Source organism: Halobellus inordinatus (assembly GCF_024464655.1).
Classification (GTDB): domain Archaea; phylum Halobacteriota; class Halobacteria; order Halobacteriales; family Haloferacaceae; genus Haloquadratum; species Haloquadratum inordinatus.
Map to the genome: position 1 here is coordinate 34743 of NZ_JANHAV010000006.1, position 16336 is coordinate 51078.

The window sequence follows — 16336 nt, forward strand, 5'->3', positions numbered from 1 at the left end:
ACACACGCACCAGTGTGCCCGCGACATAAGTATTGGCGGGAAACTCACGGTGTTCGCCGGGAACATCTCCCCGTTGTAACCGCTCCCGCAGAATTTGAAACGATCGATGAAAACAGACGTCAGAGGGCGGGGCAAAGACAAAGTCCCGAGGAATCGTTGACATCAGTATGCAACACCCAGGCCCCCCTCGCTTCGTCGCGGTCGGCGAATCCGTCCAGCTCGCGCCTCGGGACCCCGACCCGGAGGCGACGTACAGCTGGCGCGTTCGGAGTGCGCCGGCGGCGAGCACGGCCGAACTGCCCGACGACGAGCCGGTCGTCGAGTTCGTCCCCGACGCTGCGGGTACGTTCGGGCTCGAACTCGATGCACCCGACGGCATCCACCGACTCACTATCCGCGCGTTCCCGGGCGAACTCGCCCCCGCGGACCGCGTCAGTGGTGGCAGCGGTGTGAGTGGCTGGAGCGGCTTCCAGAGCGGGTCGGGACGGCGACCCGGCGAGAGCGGCGGCGTCTCCGGATCAGGGTCGGGGGCCCGATCCGGAAGCGGCGGCGGCGGCCGACCGCGAATACAACTCAGAGGCAGCGTCGAAGGAAGTACGCTCGTCGTTCGCGCGGACCCGCAACCGCATCCCGACAGCGACGTCGATCGCGAGGAGATGGCCGTCGAGTTCCTCGTCGACGACCGCGACGACGTCGACGAGAGCGAAATCGATACGGAGGGCTGGGAACTCCGGATCCCGACCGCGGCAGTCGGCGACCGCGTTCGGATCCACGGTGTCGCGGTCGCGGAGGCCTACAGCGTCCCCGACACCATCGAATTCTGTCGAGAGGTCGTCCCCGACGGCAGCGGCGAGGGGCGCGCCATCACGATCTCGTCGGAGTCCCAGGCGGCCGAGGGAGCGGACGCCGATTCGGGGGCCGTCGTCGAGGAGGGACACGCCTTCGATGTCGTCCGACCGAACGACCCGCCGGAGTGGGCGAAAGACGTCACGCTGTATGAGATCTACGTCCGGGGCTTCGCGGGTGACCCAGCCGAGATCGAATCCGAGACGGTCTTCGAAGCCATCGAGGAACGCCTCGATTACCTCGCGGACCTCGGCGTCGACTGCCTGTGGCTCACGCCGGTGCTCGAAAACGACCACGCGCCGCACGGTTACAACATCACCGACTTCTTCAGCATCGCCGAGGACCTCGGCGATCGCGAGGACTACGAGCAGTTCGTCGCGGCCGCCCACGACCGCGGGATGAAGGTCCTGTTCGACCTCGTTTTGAATCACTCCGCGCGGGATCACCCGTTCTTTCAGGACGCCTACGGCAACCCCGACTCCGAGTACTACGACTGGTACGACTGGCAGGACAGCGGCGAACCCGAGACGTACTTCGACTGGGAGTACATCGCCAACTGGAACTTCGCGAACCTCTCGGTTCGCCGGCACCTCCTCGACGCTGTCGACACGTGGTTCGAGGTCGCAGACGGATTTCGGTGCGATATGGCCTGGGCCGTCCCCGACACTTTCTGGCGGGAACTCCGCGAGCGAGTGAAGTCCCGCGACCCCGAGTTCCTCCTGCTGGACGAGACCATCCCATACGTGGCGGACTTCCACGACGGGATGTTCGATATGCACTTCGACACCACGCTGTACTTCACGCTGCGGCAGGTCGGCCGCGGCGACGCTCCCGCCGAGGCGATTCTCGACGCGATCGACCAGCGCGCTGGCGTCGGCTTCCCGCCGCACGCGGCGTTTATGCTCTACATCGAGAACCACGACGAAACCCGGTACGTCGTCGAGTGCGGCGACGACGCCGCGATGGCCGCGGCGGGTGCACTGGTCACGCTCCCCGGCGTTCCGATGCTCTACGGCGGCCAGGAACTCGGCCAGCGCGGCCGCCGCGACGCCCTCGCGTGGGACCACGCCCGCGAGGCGTTCTCCGACCACTACGAGCGCCTGCTCGACGTCCGTTCGGAGATCCCCGCACTCGGCTACGAGGGCACGCTCGAACGGATCGACTACGAGACCGACGCCGACGGCGCGGTCGCGTTCGCCCGCGAACTCGACGACACCTACGTCTGCGTTCTCAACTTCGAGGCCGATCCGGCGACAGTGACGCTCGACGACCGCGACGTCGACGCGACGGATCTGATCACCGGGGAGTCGCGCGCGACGGCTGCAGGTCTGGAAGTAGACGACGTGGCCGTCTTCCGCGCGAAATGACGCCACTCCCTCGCGTTTGCGCTCGGGTCGAAACCCACAGATACGAGTTACCTCGGCTCGTACCGCGATCCAGTGACTGACTCGTACGTCTGCCCGCACTGTGGGCGTGTGGAAGACCGCCCCTACCGGGTCCGTCTTATCATCCTGACCTGTCCGGACTGCGGCGAGAACGGGCGGTTCCTCCACGAATCGCTCGTCGAGCGTCTCAACGAGGTGCCCGAGGCCGAACGCCCCGACAACTGGGGTGAGATGCCGCTCGACGAGCGCCTGCAGTACGCGGTCCGCGAGGGTCTTCTCCAGCTCAGTTTCACCGGTCCGCTCTGAACGCTATACTGTCGGACAGAACGATGTGAAGATCAGACGACGCTCGCGTTCGTCGCGACAGACACTCCGGCGACGTAGTCGCCGTCGGAACCGACCCACGTACCTTCTGGGCCACACTCTGTCGTCAGCCGACAGATACGCGTCTCGGGCGGCCAGACGACGCGGACGCCCTCCGGGGTCGACTCGACGGTCGCCTCCTGTCGGTAGGTGATGCTCGATCCACCGACGCCGACGAAGGTCACGACCAGGTCGACCTCGCCGCGCCCGTCCGCCGCCAGCGGCACGTTGCGGAACCGCGAACCACCCTCGAAGCGCAGATTCTCCGCCCGAGCCGCGTCGGGGCCGATTCGCCACGCGACGGTGACTGTCTCGTTCGTCCGCGCCGCGTCGGGGACCGCATAGCGCGCGTACCCCTCGGGCGTCTCGACGCGGACGCTCACGCTCGTCGCCTCCGCCGGAATCCCGAGCGTCGTTCGCGCCTGTACTGACTCTCCTTCGAGAACGCGAAGGCGCTGGATCTCTGGGTTCACGGGCGTCGCCGCGCCGGTCCAGACGCCCCGATACGTGAAGCGATACGGCGTCCGATTCGTCGCCGCCAACACCGCGAGGTCGCGGTCGGGACCGCCGTCTGTCGCGTACACCGCGTCGCCGTCGTAGCCGGGATCGTAGCGGAGGTACTGGAAGGGATGGGCCTGCCAGTCGCCGTAGGGGTCGGGCGTGAACACGAGCGCGTGGTCGAACGAGCGTTCCTCGAACGGTTCGTAGGTCGCTTCGAGACTATCGGTGCGCTGGGCGTTCGCCGCGAACGGCTCCTCGACGACTGCCAACTCCGCGGAGGCGACGACCGGTGCGGCGAGGACGAGGCCGACGAGGAGTGCGAGTCGGGCGCGGCGGCGCGTGGTGTAGGCGCGGAGCGTCGAGACGGCGCCACGCGCGAGGAACGCAACTCCTGCGGCGGTGAATATCGCGACTGGGACGAGCGCGTCGAAGTGGTAGAACGGCCCCAGGAGATCGATGAGGCCGTTTCGGAGGCCGTTGTGTGTCCCCCAGAAGTACGCCTCGCCGAGGAACACCGAAGGGACGATCGCGAGGAGGACGGCGACGACTTCCCAGCTTTGCATCCCGTCTGCGGGATCGAATCGCTGCTCCAGAGTGCCGCTACCGAGCGAACTCGGCGTTCCGATCCATCCGCGAATCCGCACGCGTTCGCGCCACGCCGCGGCACCGACGCCGACGGCGGCGAGTGCGGTGCCGATTCGGCCGGCCGTCACCCACTCGGTGAAGAAGTACTCGGTGATCGTGACGGCCGTCTCGGCCGCCAGCGCGGGCGTGTAGTCCCGTTCGTAGTTGAGGATCTCGTGAGGCCCGAAGCCGATGCCGTCGTTCGGCGCGAACGCCGCATAGGGGAAGACCAGCGGATCGCCCGTCACGACTGCGTTGTACGCGAGCGCGACGCCGACGAACGCCGCACCGGGCATCGCGATGGCGAGCGCGCGGGCGAGCACGCCTCGGAACTGGGGCGTCCACCCCGCGCGCCGCCACGAGACGCCGAGCGAGACGAGCGTGTGGCCGATGAACGGGAGCGCGAACAGGACGGCCGTGTAGGGTCGAGCGAAGAACGCCACTCCGATCGCCGTGCCCGCGGCTGCACCCCACCGCAGGCTCCCGGTTCGCGCGGCGCGGATGTAGGCGACGGCGAAGGCGACGTTCAGGAGCGTCGTCGGGGCATACGAGAAAAACGTCGACGACGTGAGGAGAAACAGCGGCGACCCCGCGAGCGCGAGCACCGCGAGCAGTCCCACCCGGCGGTCGAAGGCCGCCGCGCCGAGGGTGTAGACCCCGAGAGCTGTGCCGGCGGCGACGAGGCCGAGCGAAATGTTCCAGTCTCCGAGGAGCCGTCCGACGGCGAAGATCGCCGGCGCGACAGGCGAGTACTTGCCGTACATTCGGACGTTCTCGCCGCTGCCCTCGACGACGAAGAACCACGGCCGGACCGCCTCCCACGGGATGTCGCCGGGGCGGAGAAAGAGCTTCCCCTCCAGCAACATCGCGGCCTGATAGAGGTAGACGCCCTCGTCGTCGTTGACCGAGTGGTACGGAAAGAGGTCGATCGCCAGATAGTAGACGAGTGCACCGACGGCGGCCGCGAGGAGGACGGCAAGGACTCGTTCGGGCGCATCACGCGCGGCGGCACGGAGCCGCTGTGGGAGGGCGCCTCCGGCGGACGAGAGGCGTCGTCGCCGGGACACGGATCAATCGCTGTACCGGGAGTCGTCTTCGGGGCGCTGTTCGCGCGGGAACCACGCGAGTTCGTGGTCGGCGTCGAGTTCGAGGCCGACGGGGCCCGAGTCGGGGATGTTCTCGTCGTGGTTGTGCATACACTGGACGGACTCGCCGGTGTCAAGTTCGACCTCATAAAGGAACGTCGGGCCGAGGTATCGGCGAGCGACGACGTTGCCGCAGGCTTCGACGCCCTCACAGTCCAGTCGGCGGACGCTCACGTCGTCGGGGCGGACGAGCAGGTCGACGCGCGTGCGGTCGTACTCCGGGGCGAGTCCGTGGATCTGGTCCCGCGGGACGGTGCCCAAGTCGGTCTCGACGACGTCGCCGGAGACGTAGCCGGGAATGAAGCTCGCATAGCCGAGGAAAGCGGCGACGAACCGCGATTCGGGGTGCTGGAAGACGCCTTCTGGGTCGCCCACCTGTTCGATTTCCCCGTCGTTCATTACGGCGACGCGATCGGAAATCGAGAGCGCCTCCTCCTGATCGTGCGTGACCGAGATGGCGGTCACGCCCGTCTCTTTGATGATCTGGCGGACCTCCTCACGCATCTCGACGCGGAGGTCGACGTCGAGATTCGAGAACGGCTCGTCTAAGAGAAGAATCTCCGGTTCGGGGGCGAGCGAGCGCGCGAGGGCGACGCGCTGCTGTTGGCCACCCGAGAGCTGATCGGGATAGCTATCGCCCTGCCCGGCCAGATCGACCAGTTCGAGCAGTTCGTCGACGCGCTGGTCGACTTCGTCTTTCGGCCGGTCTTTCAGGCCGAACGCGATGTTCTCGCGGGCGGTGAGGTGCGGGAAGAGGGCGAACTCCTGGAAGACGACGCCGACGCCGCGCTCTTCGGGCGGCACGAACGTCGATCCCGAAACCGAGCGGCCGTTCAGTCGCACCGCGCCGCCGTTGGGTCGTTCGAGCCCCGCGATGAGCCTGAGCGTCGTCGTCTTCCCACAGCCGGACGGACCGAGGAGAGTCAGAATCTCACCCTCGCGGACCGATAGCGAGAGCCCCTCGACGACCGGCTCGGAGCTGTAGGACTTCTGTAGGTCGTCTAATTCGAGGACGACGTCTTCACCGACACCGGCCGTCAACGGCTCCGTCTGTCCGTCGCTGGCTGTGTCAGTTCGGTACTTCGCGTTCGACTCCACCGGTGTTTGCGTGCTATTTGACATCGTATCCCTCTTGTCTGAGAATCACGAGCATCGAGAGCCCCGACACGAAGAGCAGGACCAGTGCTGGCACTGCCGCCTGTCCGAAGTACCCCGATTCATATGCTGTCCAGATATGTGTGACGAGCGTGGTAAAACCCGACGGTCGCAGCAGAAGCGTCGCCGGCAGTTCCTTCATCGTCGTCAGGAACACGAGCGCCGCCCCGCCGAACAGCCCCGGTGCGACCAGTGGGAGCGTGACGTACCGGAACGCCCCCACAGAGGTCCGACCGAGCGTGCGGGCGGCCTCCGGAAGTGCCGGGTCGACCGAGAGGAACGACGCCCGGAGCGAGCCGACCGACTGCGGCAGGAACCGGATCACGTACGCGAACACGAGTAAGTACAGCGTCTGGTAGATCGGCGTCGCGTACTGGCTCCCGAAGAACACGAGCGCGAGGCCGAGGACGACACCCGGAACCGCGTAGCCGATATAGCTGACGCGCTCGAACGCCGTCGGAAGCAGGCCGTCGTATCTCGCCGAGAGGTACGCGACCGGCAGCCCGGCGACGACGGCGACGGCGGCGGCCGCGGCCGCGACGACGACCGAGTTGGTCACGTAGGACCACTGGAACGCCAGCGACTGATTCACCGCCGTCGACGCGGTTCCGAGCCACGACAGCAGGATCACGACCGGGACGACGAGCGCCAAGCCGGCGACGAGCGCGGCGAACCCCATCGCCAGGTACCGCCACTTGCCCAGGGAGACGACCCCGCGCGAACGGCCGCCCGCCGTGGTCCGCTCCTCGCCGCGGACGCGCGCCTCGAGCCAGAGGATGAAGAGCGTCACCGCCACCAACTGCAGCGAGAGCAGCGTCGCGGTGTCGCGGCCGAACGTGCCGAACTCGACGAAGATGACGCGCGTGAACACGTCGTAGCGCATAATCGAGGGTGTTCCGAAGTCGGCGAGCGCGTACAGCCCCGAGAGCAAGGCACCCGCGGCGACCGCCGGGCGGATCTGCGGGAGCGTCACCCGCTTGAACGTCTCCCAGCGGTCGTGTTCGAGCGTCCGCGCGGCGTCGATGAGCGTCGTGTCCATCGACTTCAGCGACGCCCGCGCGGTGATGTAGACGTAGGGGTAGGTGTACAGCGTGAGGATCAGTATCGACCCTTCGAGGCCGTAGATCTCCGGGATCTTCTCGACGCCGAGCGGTGCGAGGAGTCGCTGGAAACTCCCCTGCGGCCCGAACGCCGAGACAAACGCGAACGCCCCGACGTAGCTCGGGATGACGAGCGGCAACGAGACGACGATCGTCCAGAAGCGGCGAAACGGGAGGTCCGTCCGGACTGTCAGATACGCCAGCGGGACGCCGATCAGGACGCACGCGGCCGTCGTCAGCGTGACCAAAACGGTCGTGTTGACGAACACTTCGAGCGTCGTCGGTCGCGTGAGAAGCGCGATCGCCTCCGAAAAACCGACGTCGAGGCCGGTCTTCACCAGCCACAGAATCGGGAGGAGCACCGCGGCCGACACCGCGGCTGCGGCGATCGAGACTCCGAGCGGGAGTTGGGTCTCTTCGTCCGCGTCGTCGTCCGCGCTCGTCCGGTGTTCTGTGGCCATCGTAGGCGTTTCAGCCCCTTAGAGGACGCCGGTATCTCGAAGCAGATCGATCGTTCCTTCGAGATCCGACAGTTGTGAGAGGTCTATATCCTCGGGCGGGTTCAACTCGTCGATCGACGGGAGCCGGCCGATCGGCTCGATCTCGGGGACGAGCGGATACTCGAAGGTCGTCCGCGCGAAGTAGTCCTGCGCTTCCGCCGAGAGGAGGTGTCGGACGAAGTTCGAGGCGAGCGTGGCGTCGTCGGCGGTGTCGAGGACGGCCGCGCCCGCGACGTTGAAGACCGCACCGGCGTCGTTCTGCGTGAACGCAGTTCGGAGCGGCGTCCCGGTACCGCGGCGTGCGAGCACGCGCTGGATGTAGTAGTGGTTCGTCAGGCCGGCGGCGATCTCGCCGTCGGCGACCGCGCGTGCGACCTGGAACTCGTCGCCGTACTGGCTCACGCCGAGCTCTTGCATCCCGGTGAGCCACTGCCGCGTCGCCTCGTCGCCTTCGAGGATGCGCATCGCGGTGATGAACGCCTGGAACGAGGAGTACGTGGGAGCCCACCCGAGTTGGTCCTGGAAGGCCGAGGTCTCGGGGAAGGCCATAATACTCGTCGGGATGTCCGACGCCGAGAACGTGTTCGTGTTGTAGGGGACCGAGCGCGCCCGGCCGGACGTTCCGATCCACGAGCCGTCCGGGTCGCGGAAGTTCGAGGGGACGAAATCGAGAACGTCCTGGGGGAGAGCCTGGGCTCGGTCGCGGTCTGCGAGCGCACCGAGCGAACCGGCGTTGACCGAGTAGAAGACGTCAGCGGGGCTGTTTTGTCCTTCCGTGATGATCTGGTTGACCAGTTCGGTCGCCGAGTTGTACAGCGGCCGAACGGTGAAGTCGGGATAGCGGTCCTCGATGAAACTGACCAGTTCGCCGACGAGCGCCTCGCCGCGTCCGGAGTACAGCGTCAGTTCGCCTTCGAGGTCGGGCATCTCCGCCATCGACACGCCGGCGGAGAGGTCCCGCTCGCCGAACGGCGAACGACCGGAACCGATCTGTTGAGCCGGCTCCTCGCCGCCAGCAGTGTCCGTTTCCGTCTCCGTCGTCTCGCCTCCCGGCGTGTTGCAGCCGGCGACGCCGACCACGCCCGCCGCCGCGGCCGCCTGGAGGAAGCGGCGGCGCGTCCGGGACGTGTTGTCTGATCCGTCCATACTGAATTTAGGCCTGCCTAAAACCTATATACCTTCCGGTTCACGTACGTAATCTGTCCGATCTGGCGACGATAGATTCGGCTGAAAAGGAAGCTACGAGGTCGATCTCGGGAGTCTGACCCGAGCTGCTGTGTGTCAGTCGTCGGCGACGGCGGCGTCGCGAGGCGGTTCGGCGTTCGAGTCCTCGATCTCCGAGAGACAGTCGAGCCAGTCGAGCCAGTACTCGCCGCAGTGATTCAGGAACGCGCCGTTGTTCCACTCGGAGAAGTCTCCCTCGGCGAACGCCCGTGCCATCGCGTCGGCGGCGGCCGTCCAAGAGTCGGCGTCGTCGCCGACGGCGTCGACGACTTCCCAGACGTGTTCGTTGAGTTCGAGGCCCGGCACCTCGTTGTTCAGGTCGTCGAACGTCGGCCGTGGCGCCTTGTTGTGTTCACAGAGCGGGTAGCCGTTGACGACGTCCTTCTTCAAGAGGTCGGCGGCGCGCTTGAGGAACACGCCCGACCAGATGTCGTCGAAGCGGCCGACGTCCCACTCGTTGTCGTCCATCGGCAACTGATAGAACGCGGGGATGACCTCGCGCTCGAACGCGAGATTCATCGAACAGACCGTCAGATACTGGCCCGATTCGGCGACGAAGTCGCCCTCGAAGTCCTCGTGTTCCGTGCGCGTCTGTGCCTGGCCCTGCAGGTCGCCGTCCATCAGGATTCGGACGGCGTCGAGGTCGGGGACGTTCGTCCACAGACCCTGGGAGGCGACCACGTCGCTGAGTTCGCTGCGGCCGGTCTCGACCGCCTCGTCCATCGCGGAGTAGGGGTACCCGCGCGGGTAGAGGCCGTGCTCGTCGGCGTTCTGATAGAGCACGTTCACCCAACGCTCGTCCGAGCGGACGGACTCGACCTCGTCGGTGCGGTCGAGGTTCGCCAGGTGACGGCCGAAGAAGTCCCACTCCTCGTGTGGCAACGTGTCGTCGTCGATGAACACGCCGCGCTCGAACCGCGGGTGCGCCCACATATAGAGCAGTCCGAAACTGGTCTGGGCGTGCGACGCAGCGGGGATCAGGTGGGAATACGCCGAGAGCCCCTGCTCTTTGAACCACGCCTCGCGCCGCGACCCGTCGTAGACCGCGCCGTCGACGCCTTCCTCGTCGAGCATCTGCTCCATCGCCTCGACGTCACAGAAGTCCTCGGTCACGAGGAGGACGAACAGTCGATCGAGGTCGAAGCCGTGTTCGCGTGCATTCTCGAAATACGCCCGCATACAGTCGTACTCGCGGATGGTCGGCACCACGACACAGACATCCTGCTTCATCACCGCTAGCTCTTTAGGCCACCCTAAAAATCTTGTCGCTCTGTAGTCGCCGCCCCTGAGGAAGTCACAATCGCGGCGTTCTTCCGCTCCGAACGACGTGGTAGAGCCGTGTCGGGAACGAATCCGCGAGCTGACGTCGCGGTGGGTCTCCGTGCTGGCATCTTGCTCACTCTCGCGGCCGCCGTTGCGTGGGTCTCGGGCGCCCCTGCGGTGTTTCCGAGTCTCGGCCCCTCCGCGTTCGTCCTCTCGACAGATCCCCCCGGCCCATCCGATCGGACGGTCGTCGGCGGGCACGCTGTCGGCGTTGCTGCCGGGCTCGTGGCGTATCTCGGCGTCACCGCCGTCGTGGCTGTTCCCTCGTCGCCGCTCGTGTTCGACCCGCCGTGGCTGCTCGTGAGTGGCGTCGTCGCGGTCGCGCTCACCACCACTGGAATGCGACTTGGAAACGTGGTGCATCCGCCAGCCTGTGCGACGACGCTCATCGTCGCGCTCGGGTTACTCGAGCCGAGAGCCGCACTCCTGGTCGTCCTCCCGGCGGTCGTCTCTCTCCTCGCCGTCGACCGAGTGCTTACGTACTCTTTCGGTTCCTTCTAGCCCGTTCGAGGTTCCGCGCCGAGTGAGAGTCGTTCGCCACGACGCGCTCACGTACTGAGTGCGTCCAGTAGATGGATCGCTTCGGCCTTCGAGAGCGGATCGTTCGCGTTCCCGCAGTGCGGCGACTGCACGCAGGCCGGACAGCCGTCCTCGCAGTCGCAGTCGTCGATCATCTTCCGGGTGCGGGAGAGCAAGGTCTCGACCTCACCGTACCCGCTCTCTGTCAATCCGACGCCGCCGGGATAGCCGTCGTAGACGAAGATCGTCGACTGACCCGTGTGTGGGTGATGGGGAGTCGACAGCCCGCCGATGTCACCGCGGTCACAGAGGAACGACAGCGGGAACAGCGAGATCATCCCGTGCTCGGCGGCGTGGATGCCGCCGTTGAAGCCGTACTCGCCGCCCATCTCCCGCATCTCCCGCTCGACGTCTTCGGGGACGGTGACGTACAGTGCCGCCGTCCGCAGTGTCGTCTCCGGGAGGTCGAGCGCCTTGCGGCCGATCGCCTCGCCGCGCCGCGGATCGCGCCGCTCGAAGCCGGTGATCTGCTTGCGCATCGTCACTTCGGCGAACCGAACTTCCGTGTCGGGGCGGGCCGACAGCGACTTCGCTCGTCGGTCGGCCTCGACCGTGATCGTCTTCTCGTGCAGCACGCGGGTGTAGTAGTCCGCCCAGGTCGGCTGCAACAGCGCGGTGTCGCGGTCGAGGTCGAGTTCCGCCACCTCGTACGTCGTCCCCTGATGGTGGTAGATCGCGCCCTCGTGCGCGTCGCGCAGCGCGTCCGCGAACGAGAGCGACGACAGCACCTCGTTCGAGCGCGCGTCGAGGAGGTCGACCTCGCGGGTCTCGATCGTCCGGAGGCTCATCTCGTGCTGGGGGCTCCCGCCGCCGTCGTGGAGCCACCGGATGCCGCGCTCGGTCTCGCGGCGTTCGAGCTGTCCGTCTTCGAGCAGCGACGCGACGACGTCCGGGAACGCCTCTCCGAAGTGCGCCTCGTCGCCCGTTTTCAGCCAGTTTTCGGCAGCCGCGGAGGCGACGTGATCGGGCAGGAGTTCCGGGTTCTCGGGGTCGCAGACGGCCCGTTCGGGATTGCCGTCCCAGAACTCCTCGGGATGTTTGAGGAGGTACTGATCGAGTTGGTCCTCGCCGCCGACCAGCACCACCAGCGCGTCGTCGTCGCCGCGCCCGGCCCGTCCGGCCTGCTGGAACGCCGACATCCGCGTGCCTGGGTAGCCGTCGATGAGCACGGCGTCGAGTTCCCCCACGTCGACGCCGAGTTCCAGCGCGTTCGTCGACCAGACGCCGCGGACCGACCCGTCGTGCAGTCCCGCTTCGATCTCGCGTCGGCGGTCGTGTTTCAGCGCGGCCTGATAGGCCGTCACCGACGACGCTTCGTCGTGTTTGCCGCGCTCTCTGAGGTCTGCGGCGCTCTCTGTCGCGTACCGCTCGGCCGTCTGCCGCGCCCGCGTGAACGCGAGGGTCTGGTAGCCGCGGGCGACGAGGTCGACGAAGAGGTTCTTCGTCTCGACGTGACTCGACCGGCGCCGGCCGCTGCCGCCCCCTCCACTCCCGCTGTCTCCGCTAGTGTCGTCTCGATACTCCGGGGGGTTCCACAGCAGCCAGTGTTTCGCCCCGGTCGCACTCGCGTCGTCGTCGACGAGACGGAACGTCCCCGCGTCGCGACCGGTCACGCGCGCGGCGTGCTCGATCGGATTACCGATGGTCGCCGAACAGCAGACGTACTGCGGATCGCTCCCGAACCGTTCGCAGATCCGGTTCAATCGACGGAGTGTGAGCGCCACGTGGCTGCCGAAGACGCCACGATAGCCGTGAATCTCGTCGATCACGACCGTCTCTAGCGAACCGAAGAACCACTCCCAGAGCCGGTGGGCGTGAGGGAGCAGCGCGTAATGGAGCATATCCGGGTTCGACAGCAGCACTGTCGGGCGTCGGTCGCGCACGTCGCGTTTCTCCGACTTCGACAGCCGCCCGGTGTACTGCTCGACGGAGACGCGGCTCCCGAAGCCGAGTCCGTGCGCCAGATCCGAGAGCGTCTCCTGTTGGTCAGCGACGAGGGCGTTCTGCGGGCCGAGATACAGCGTCCGGCCGCCGTGATCCATCGCGCGCTCGAACGCCGGGACGGTGTAGGCGAGACTCTTCCCGCTCGCCGTCGGCGTCGCGAGCACGACGTTCTCGCCGCCGCGAACGGCGTCGATGGCCGCCGCCTGGTGGAGATAGAGCCGGTCGATGCCGCGATCCGACAGCGCGCCCGCCAACCGCGATTCGAGGTCAACGTCGGCGTGGGCAGCCTCGCGCCCGTCGACGCGGCGGTGATCGCGTATCTGCCCCGCATAGTACGGACGCGACTTCAATTGCGCGAGGAGTTCGTCCACGATATCCTCTGTCAGGACGACAGCGACCTGACCGTTACGGTCGTCGCAGGTGGCTCCGGCGGCGGTCGAAAACCACGGCGTCCCGGACCACGCGACCGACGACCCGATCGCCCAGCACGGTTTTGCCCGCCCGGTTCCAACCCCAAGTATGCGCGAGTACGACGCGGTACTAATCTACGACGGGGAGTGTCCCTACTGCTCGATCGCCGCGCGAGCGCTCCAGCGCCTCGACGACGTCGGCGCGATCTCGTGGTACGACGAGGCGGCTCAGAGATTCCTCGACGCCCAGTTCGGGGAGGAGCCGTTCGCGATGTTCCTCGTCGATCGTCGCCGAAAACGCGTCTACGCCGGCCGCTCCGCGGCCGAGGAGCTGGCGGAGCGAGCCGGGACGCCCGGCATCGTCGGCTCGCTCGTCCGCGATAACTACGACCGGATCGCCAAGGTCGTCGGGGCTGCGAGCGGGCGCGGACGCGACCCCGACGACTACCACGAGATCTACCCGCTCGACGACGACGCCGAAGCGCTGTTCGATGGGCTCGTCGAAGCGGCTGAGCCGGAACCGGAGGCACTCGCCTGAGCGATGCCCGGCGAGGATTCCAGTGCCGTGTCGACAGCAGCGTCGGCAGACTGCGTCGTCGTCGATCCTGACGCCATCGCCGGGGGCGAAGACGCGCTCGGCATCGGGACTTGCGATGCACCGCCGGGGACGTACGCACTCGTATTCGAACTCAGTACTGCGGCGACGATCTCGGTGGGGGCTCTCGGGACAACGACGTTCCCGGCGGGAGCGTACGCCTACGTCGGCAGCGCGTTCGGTTCGAACGGCCTGGGACGCGTCGACCGCCACCGCCGCGTCGCTGCCGGCGAGCACGACGTCACACACTGGCACGTCGATTACCTGGGTGGCCATCCCGGAGTCTCGCTGGACAGCGTCGTCGCCGCGCCCGACGCAGACGCCGAATGCCGCCTCGCACGGGAGTTGCTGCCGATGGCGGACGCCGATCAGAAATCACCCGACAGCAGTCCGACGAAATCGCGAGGGTCGGATGCGCGCCGGGAACTCGCGTCGTCACCGATCGAGGGATTTGGCGCGTCCGACTGCGACTGTCGAGCACACCTCGTTTCCGGACCGGACGCAGAGACGCTTCGCTCGGCGGTGCTCGAAGCGCTTCGAACGGTGCTGTGAGAAGACGGTAGTACGGACACGCCGCGCCGGTCCGGGCAAGGCCGGCGCGGACGGTCGGCCGTTGACTCGGCCGTCGGTTCCGATCGAACGTCGTCGACCGGGCTAGTACCGTAGCCGAACCGTCGGCTAATTGCCGGTTGTCAGAGGCACCCCGGCACTAAGACAATTCTCCGTCCTGATACTTATATCCTCTTACCGATATTGAGGAAGTTCAGGGGAAGACGCAACAGTTCTGTCGTCCTGGTTTATAAATACGGTAGAGAGTACTCACTCGGAGTCCAGTATTAGCGAGACATCGTCGGCGGAAGAGCCGTAATATCACGTCGCCGTCCTTCGATTTCTCGGATTTGATATCTCGAAATGGAGCAGCGACGCTCGCCGAAAGGATTCGGCTGCCGACGCCTTCGCTGTGTAGCGGCCGACCGTACTGTCGGACAGCAGTTCGTGAGTTACGTTGGCACCTTCTGGGTTGCTGGTCCGACAGTATCCGAACTACTCCGCGCCGAACATTCCCGTCGACATATACCGCTCGCCGCTGTCCCAGAACACCGTGATCACGAGCGGGCAGTCGTCGGCGTCCGTCTCGTCTGCGGTGTCGTGTTCGGCGGTAGCGGGCGCGTCCGGATCCTCGATGACGTATCCCGGTTCCGGGTCCGTGCAGTTCGCGTCGGGGTCAGCGATGCGCTCGGCGACGCGCTTGGCGGCGAGGTTCGAGGCCCCGGACGACTGCCCGACGAGGATGCCCTCCTCGCGGGCGAGGAGGCGACACTCGGCCTCCGCGTCGTCGATGGTGACGGTCTCGACGTCGTCGAGGAGATCCGTGTCGAGGTTCGGGCTGACGAAGCCCGGACCCATCCCCTGGAAGTCGTCGATGCCCGGTTCGCCGCCGGAGAGGACGGCGTTGTCGGCAGGCTCGACCGCGACGATCTCCATCCCGGGGAACTCCTCGCGGAGTCGCCGCCCGATGCCGGTGATCGTGCCGCCGGTACCGACGCCCGCGACGAGGGCGTCGACGGTGCGGTCGCCGATCTGTTCGAGGATCTCCTCGCCCGTGGTCAGGTAGTGCGCCCGCGGGTTCGCGGGGTTCTCGAACTGTCGAAGCTGGACCATTCCTTCCTCGGCTTCCAGTTCGTCCGCACGGTCCTTCGCCGTGGAGATGTCACCGTCGACGAGTTCGATGTCGGCCCCGTAGGCCTTCATAATCTGGCGGCGCTCGGGCGACTTCGATCCGGGCATCACGACCGTGAGGTCGTAGCCTTTCGCCGCGGCGACGACCGCGAGGCCGATCCCCGTATTCCCGCTCGTCGGTTCGACCAGCGCGTCGCCGGGCGTGATCTCACCCTCGCGCTCGGCGCGCTCGACCATCGCGAGCGCGGGGCGGTCCTTCGCCGATCCGCCGGGGTTCTTCGATTCGATCTTCGCTGCGACCGTCGCCCCCTCGGGCGAGTCGACGCGGACCAGCGGCGAGCCGATGGTCTCCAGCACGTTCCCGTTCATCACGCCGTCCTTCGTCGGTCGGGCACAAGACGGTGACGACGTTGGCCACGCAGTGCCGGTATCACAGACTGACGGGGGTCCAGGTCGTTGTGACCGACAGCCATCGCGAACTTTACCCGCTCGGCTGTCGTAACGCCGCGTATGTCAGAAGCCGATTCGGAACCCGAGACGGCCTCGGGAACGCTCGAAACGATGCAGCCGAACCCCGCGTGGAACGCCGACGCTCACGAGGACGCTGTCGAGGCACTCGCCGCTGACGCCCTCGTCTTCCGCGTGTGGGGTGGCGACTGGTGCGGGGACTGCCGGGGCCAACTCCCGGACTTCGCCGCCGCGCTCGACGCCGCCGGCGTCCCCGAGGAGCGCGTCCATCACTACCCGGTCGAGAAGGAGGACGACGGGAGCAAGACCGGCCCGCTCGTCGAGGAGTACGGCATCGAACTGATCCCGACGGTCGTCGTCGAACGCGACGGCGAGGAAGTCGCACGGTACGTCGAAAACGAGGCGGTCCCGATCGCGATGTATCTCGCAGAGCGACTGCAAGCGTAGCGCTACTCTCTCCGGTCTCTCCTCCGCACACACGTCTCACTTGACGG

13 protein-coding genes are annotated in these 16336 nt (G+C 66.8%); 6 read left to right on the top strand and 7 right to left on the bottom strand.

Annotated elements, in window-relative coordinates; all coding sequences use genetic code 11:
- Window positions 1-167 precede the first annotated feature (167 nt).
- Window positions 168-2213, top strand: a complete 2046-nt coding sequence (malA, locus tag NO347_RS11710) for an alpha-amylase MalA (RefSeq protein WP_256289762.1) — start codon at window positions 168-170, stop codon at window positions 2211-2213.
- 108 nt (window positions 2214-2321) lie between these two features.
- Entirely contained in the window at window positions 2322-2537 is a 216-nt protein-coding gene (locus tag NO347_RS11715; protein ID WP_256289763.1) for a hypothetical protein, read from the top strand.
- A gap of 32 nt (window positions 2538-2569) precedes the next feature.
- Here the strand turns inward: NO347_RS11715 and NO347_RS11720 are convergent, their stop codons facing one another.
- The 5 genes from NO347_RS11720 to NO347_RS11740 all read right to left on the bottom strand — a co-directional run bounded on the left by NO347_RS11720 (window position 2570) and on the right by NO347_RS11740 (window position 10073).
- Complete coding sequence (locus tag NO347_RS11720; protein ID WP_256289764.1) at window positions 2570-4786, bottom strand: DUF7846 domain-containing protein; 2217 nt, start codon at window positions 4784-4786, stop codon at window positions 2570-2572.
- A gap of 3 nt (window positions 4787-4789) precedes the next feature.
- Window positions 4790-5986: an ABC transporter ATP-binding protein gene (locus tag NO347_RS11725; protein WP_256289765.1), complete on the bottom strand. Its 1197-nt coding sequence runs from the start codon at window positions 5984-5986 to the stop codon at window positions 4790-4792.
- Window positions 5976-7580 carry an ABC transporter permease gene (locus NO347_RS11730; RefSeq protein WP_256289766.1) on the bottom strand — a complete coding sequence of 535 codons (1605 nt, stop codon included), beginning with the start codon at window positions 7578-7580 and terminating at the stop codon, window positions 5976-5978. Before NO347_RS11730 ends, NO347_RS11725 begins: the two co-directional genes overlap by 11 nt.
- Window positions 7581-7598: 18 nt before the next feature.
- Window positions 7599-8765: an iron ABC transporter substrate-binding protein gene (locus NO347_RS11735; RefSeq protein WP_256289767.1), complete on the bottom strand. Its 1167-nt coding sequence runs from the start codon at window positions 8763-8765 to the stop codon at window positions 7599-7601.
- A gap of 135 nt (window positions 8766-8900) precedes the next feature.
- Window positions 8901-10073: an alpha-1 4-glucan-protein synthase gene (locus NO347_RS11740; RefSeq protein WP_256289768.1), complete on the bottom strand. Its 1173-nt coding sequence runs from the start codon at window positions 10071-10073 to the stop codon at window positions 8901-8903.
- Window positions 10074-10181: 108 nt separating this feature from the next.
- Here NO347_RS11740 and NO347_RS11745 point away from each other — a divergent pair, with 108 nt between their 5' ends.
- Window positions 10182-10667: an HPP family protein gene (locus NO347_RS11745; RefSeq protein ID WP_256289769.1), complete on the top strand. Its 486-nt coding sequence runs from the start codon at window positions 10182-10184 to the stop codon at window positions 10665-10667.
- Window positions 10668-10714: 47 nt separating this feature from the next.
- Here the strand turns inward: NO347_RS11745 and NO347_RS11750 are convergent, their stop codons facing one another.
- The gene (locus tag NO347_RS11750; RefSeq protein ID WP_256289770.1) at window positions 10715-13060 is read right to left on the bottom strand and encodes a DEAD/DEAH box helicase; all 2346 of its coding nucleotides are present in this window, start codon (window positions 13058-13060) and stop codon (window positions 10715-10717) included.
- A gap of 148 nt (window positions 13061-13208) precedes the next feature.
- Here NO347_RS11750 and NO347_RS11755 point away from each other — a divergent pair, with 148 nt between their 5' ends.
- Complete coding sequence (locus NO347_RS11755; RefSeq protein ID WP_256289771.1) at window positions 13209-13637, top strand: DCC1-like thiol-disulfide oxidoreductase family protein; 429 nt, start codon at window positions 13209-13211, stop codon at window positions 13635-13637.
- Between the two features lie 3 nt (window positions 13638-13640).
- A complete protein-coding gene (locus NO347_RS11760; protein WP_256289772.1) occupies window positions 13641-14246 on the top strand; it encodes a GIY-YIG nuclease family protein in 606 nt (201 codons plus the stop codon).
- Between the two features lie 492 nt (window positions 14247-14738).
- Here the strand turns inward: NO347_RS11760 and NO347_RS11765 are convergent, their stop codons facing one another.
- Entirely contained in the window at window positions 14739-15743 is a 1005-nt protein-coding gene (locus tag NO347_RS11765; protein ID WP_256289773.1) for a PLP-dependent cysteine synthase family protein, read from the bottom strand.
- A gap of 141 nt (window positions 15744-15884) precedes the next feature.
- Here NO347_RS11765 and NO347_RS11770 point away from each other — a divergent pair, with 141 nt between their 5' ends.
- A complete protein-coding gene (locus NO347_RS11770; protein ID WP_256289774.1) occupies window positions 15885-16289 on the top strand; it encodes a thioredoxin family protein in 405 nt (134 codons plus the stop codon).
- The last annotated feature ends 47 nt before the right edge of the window (window positions 16290-16336 follow it).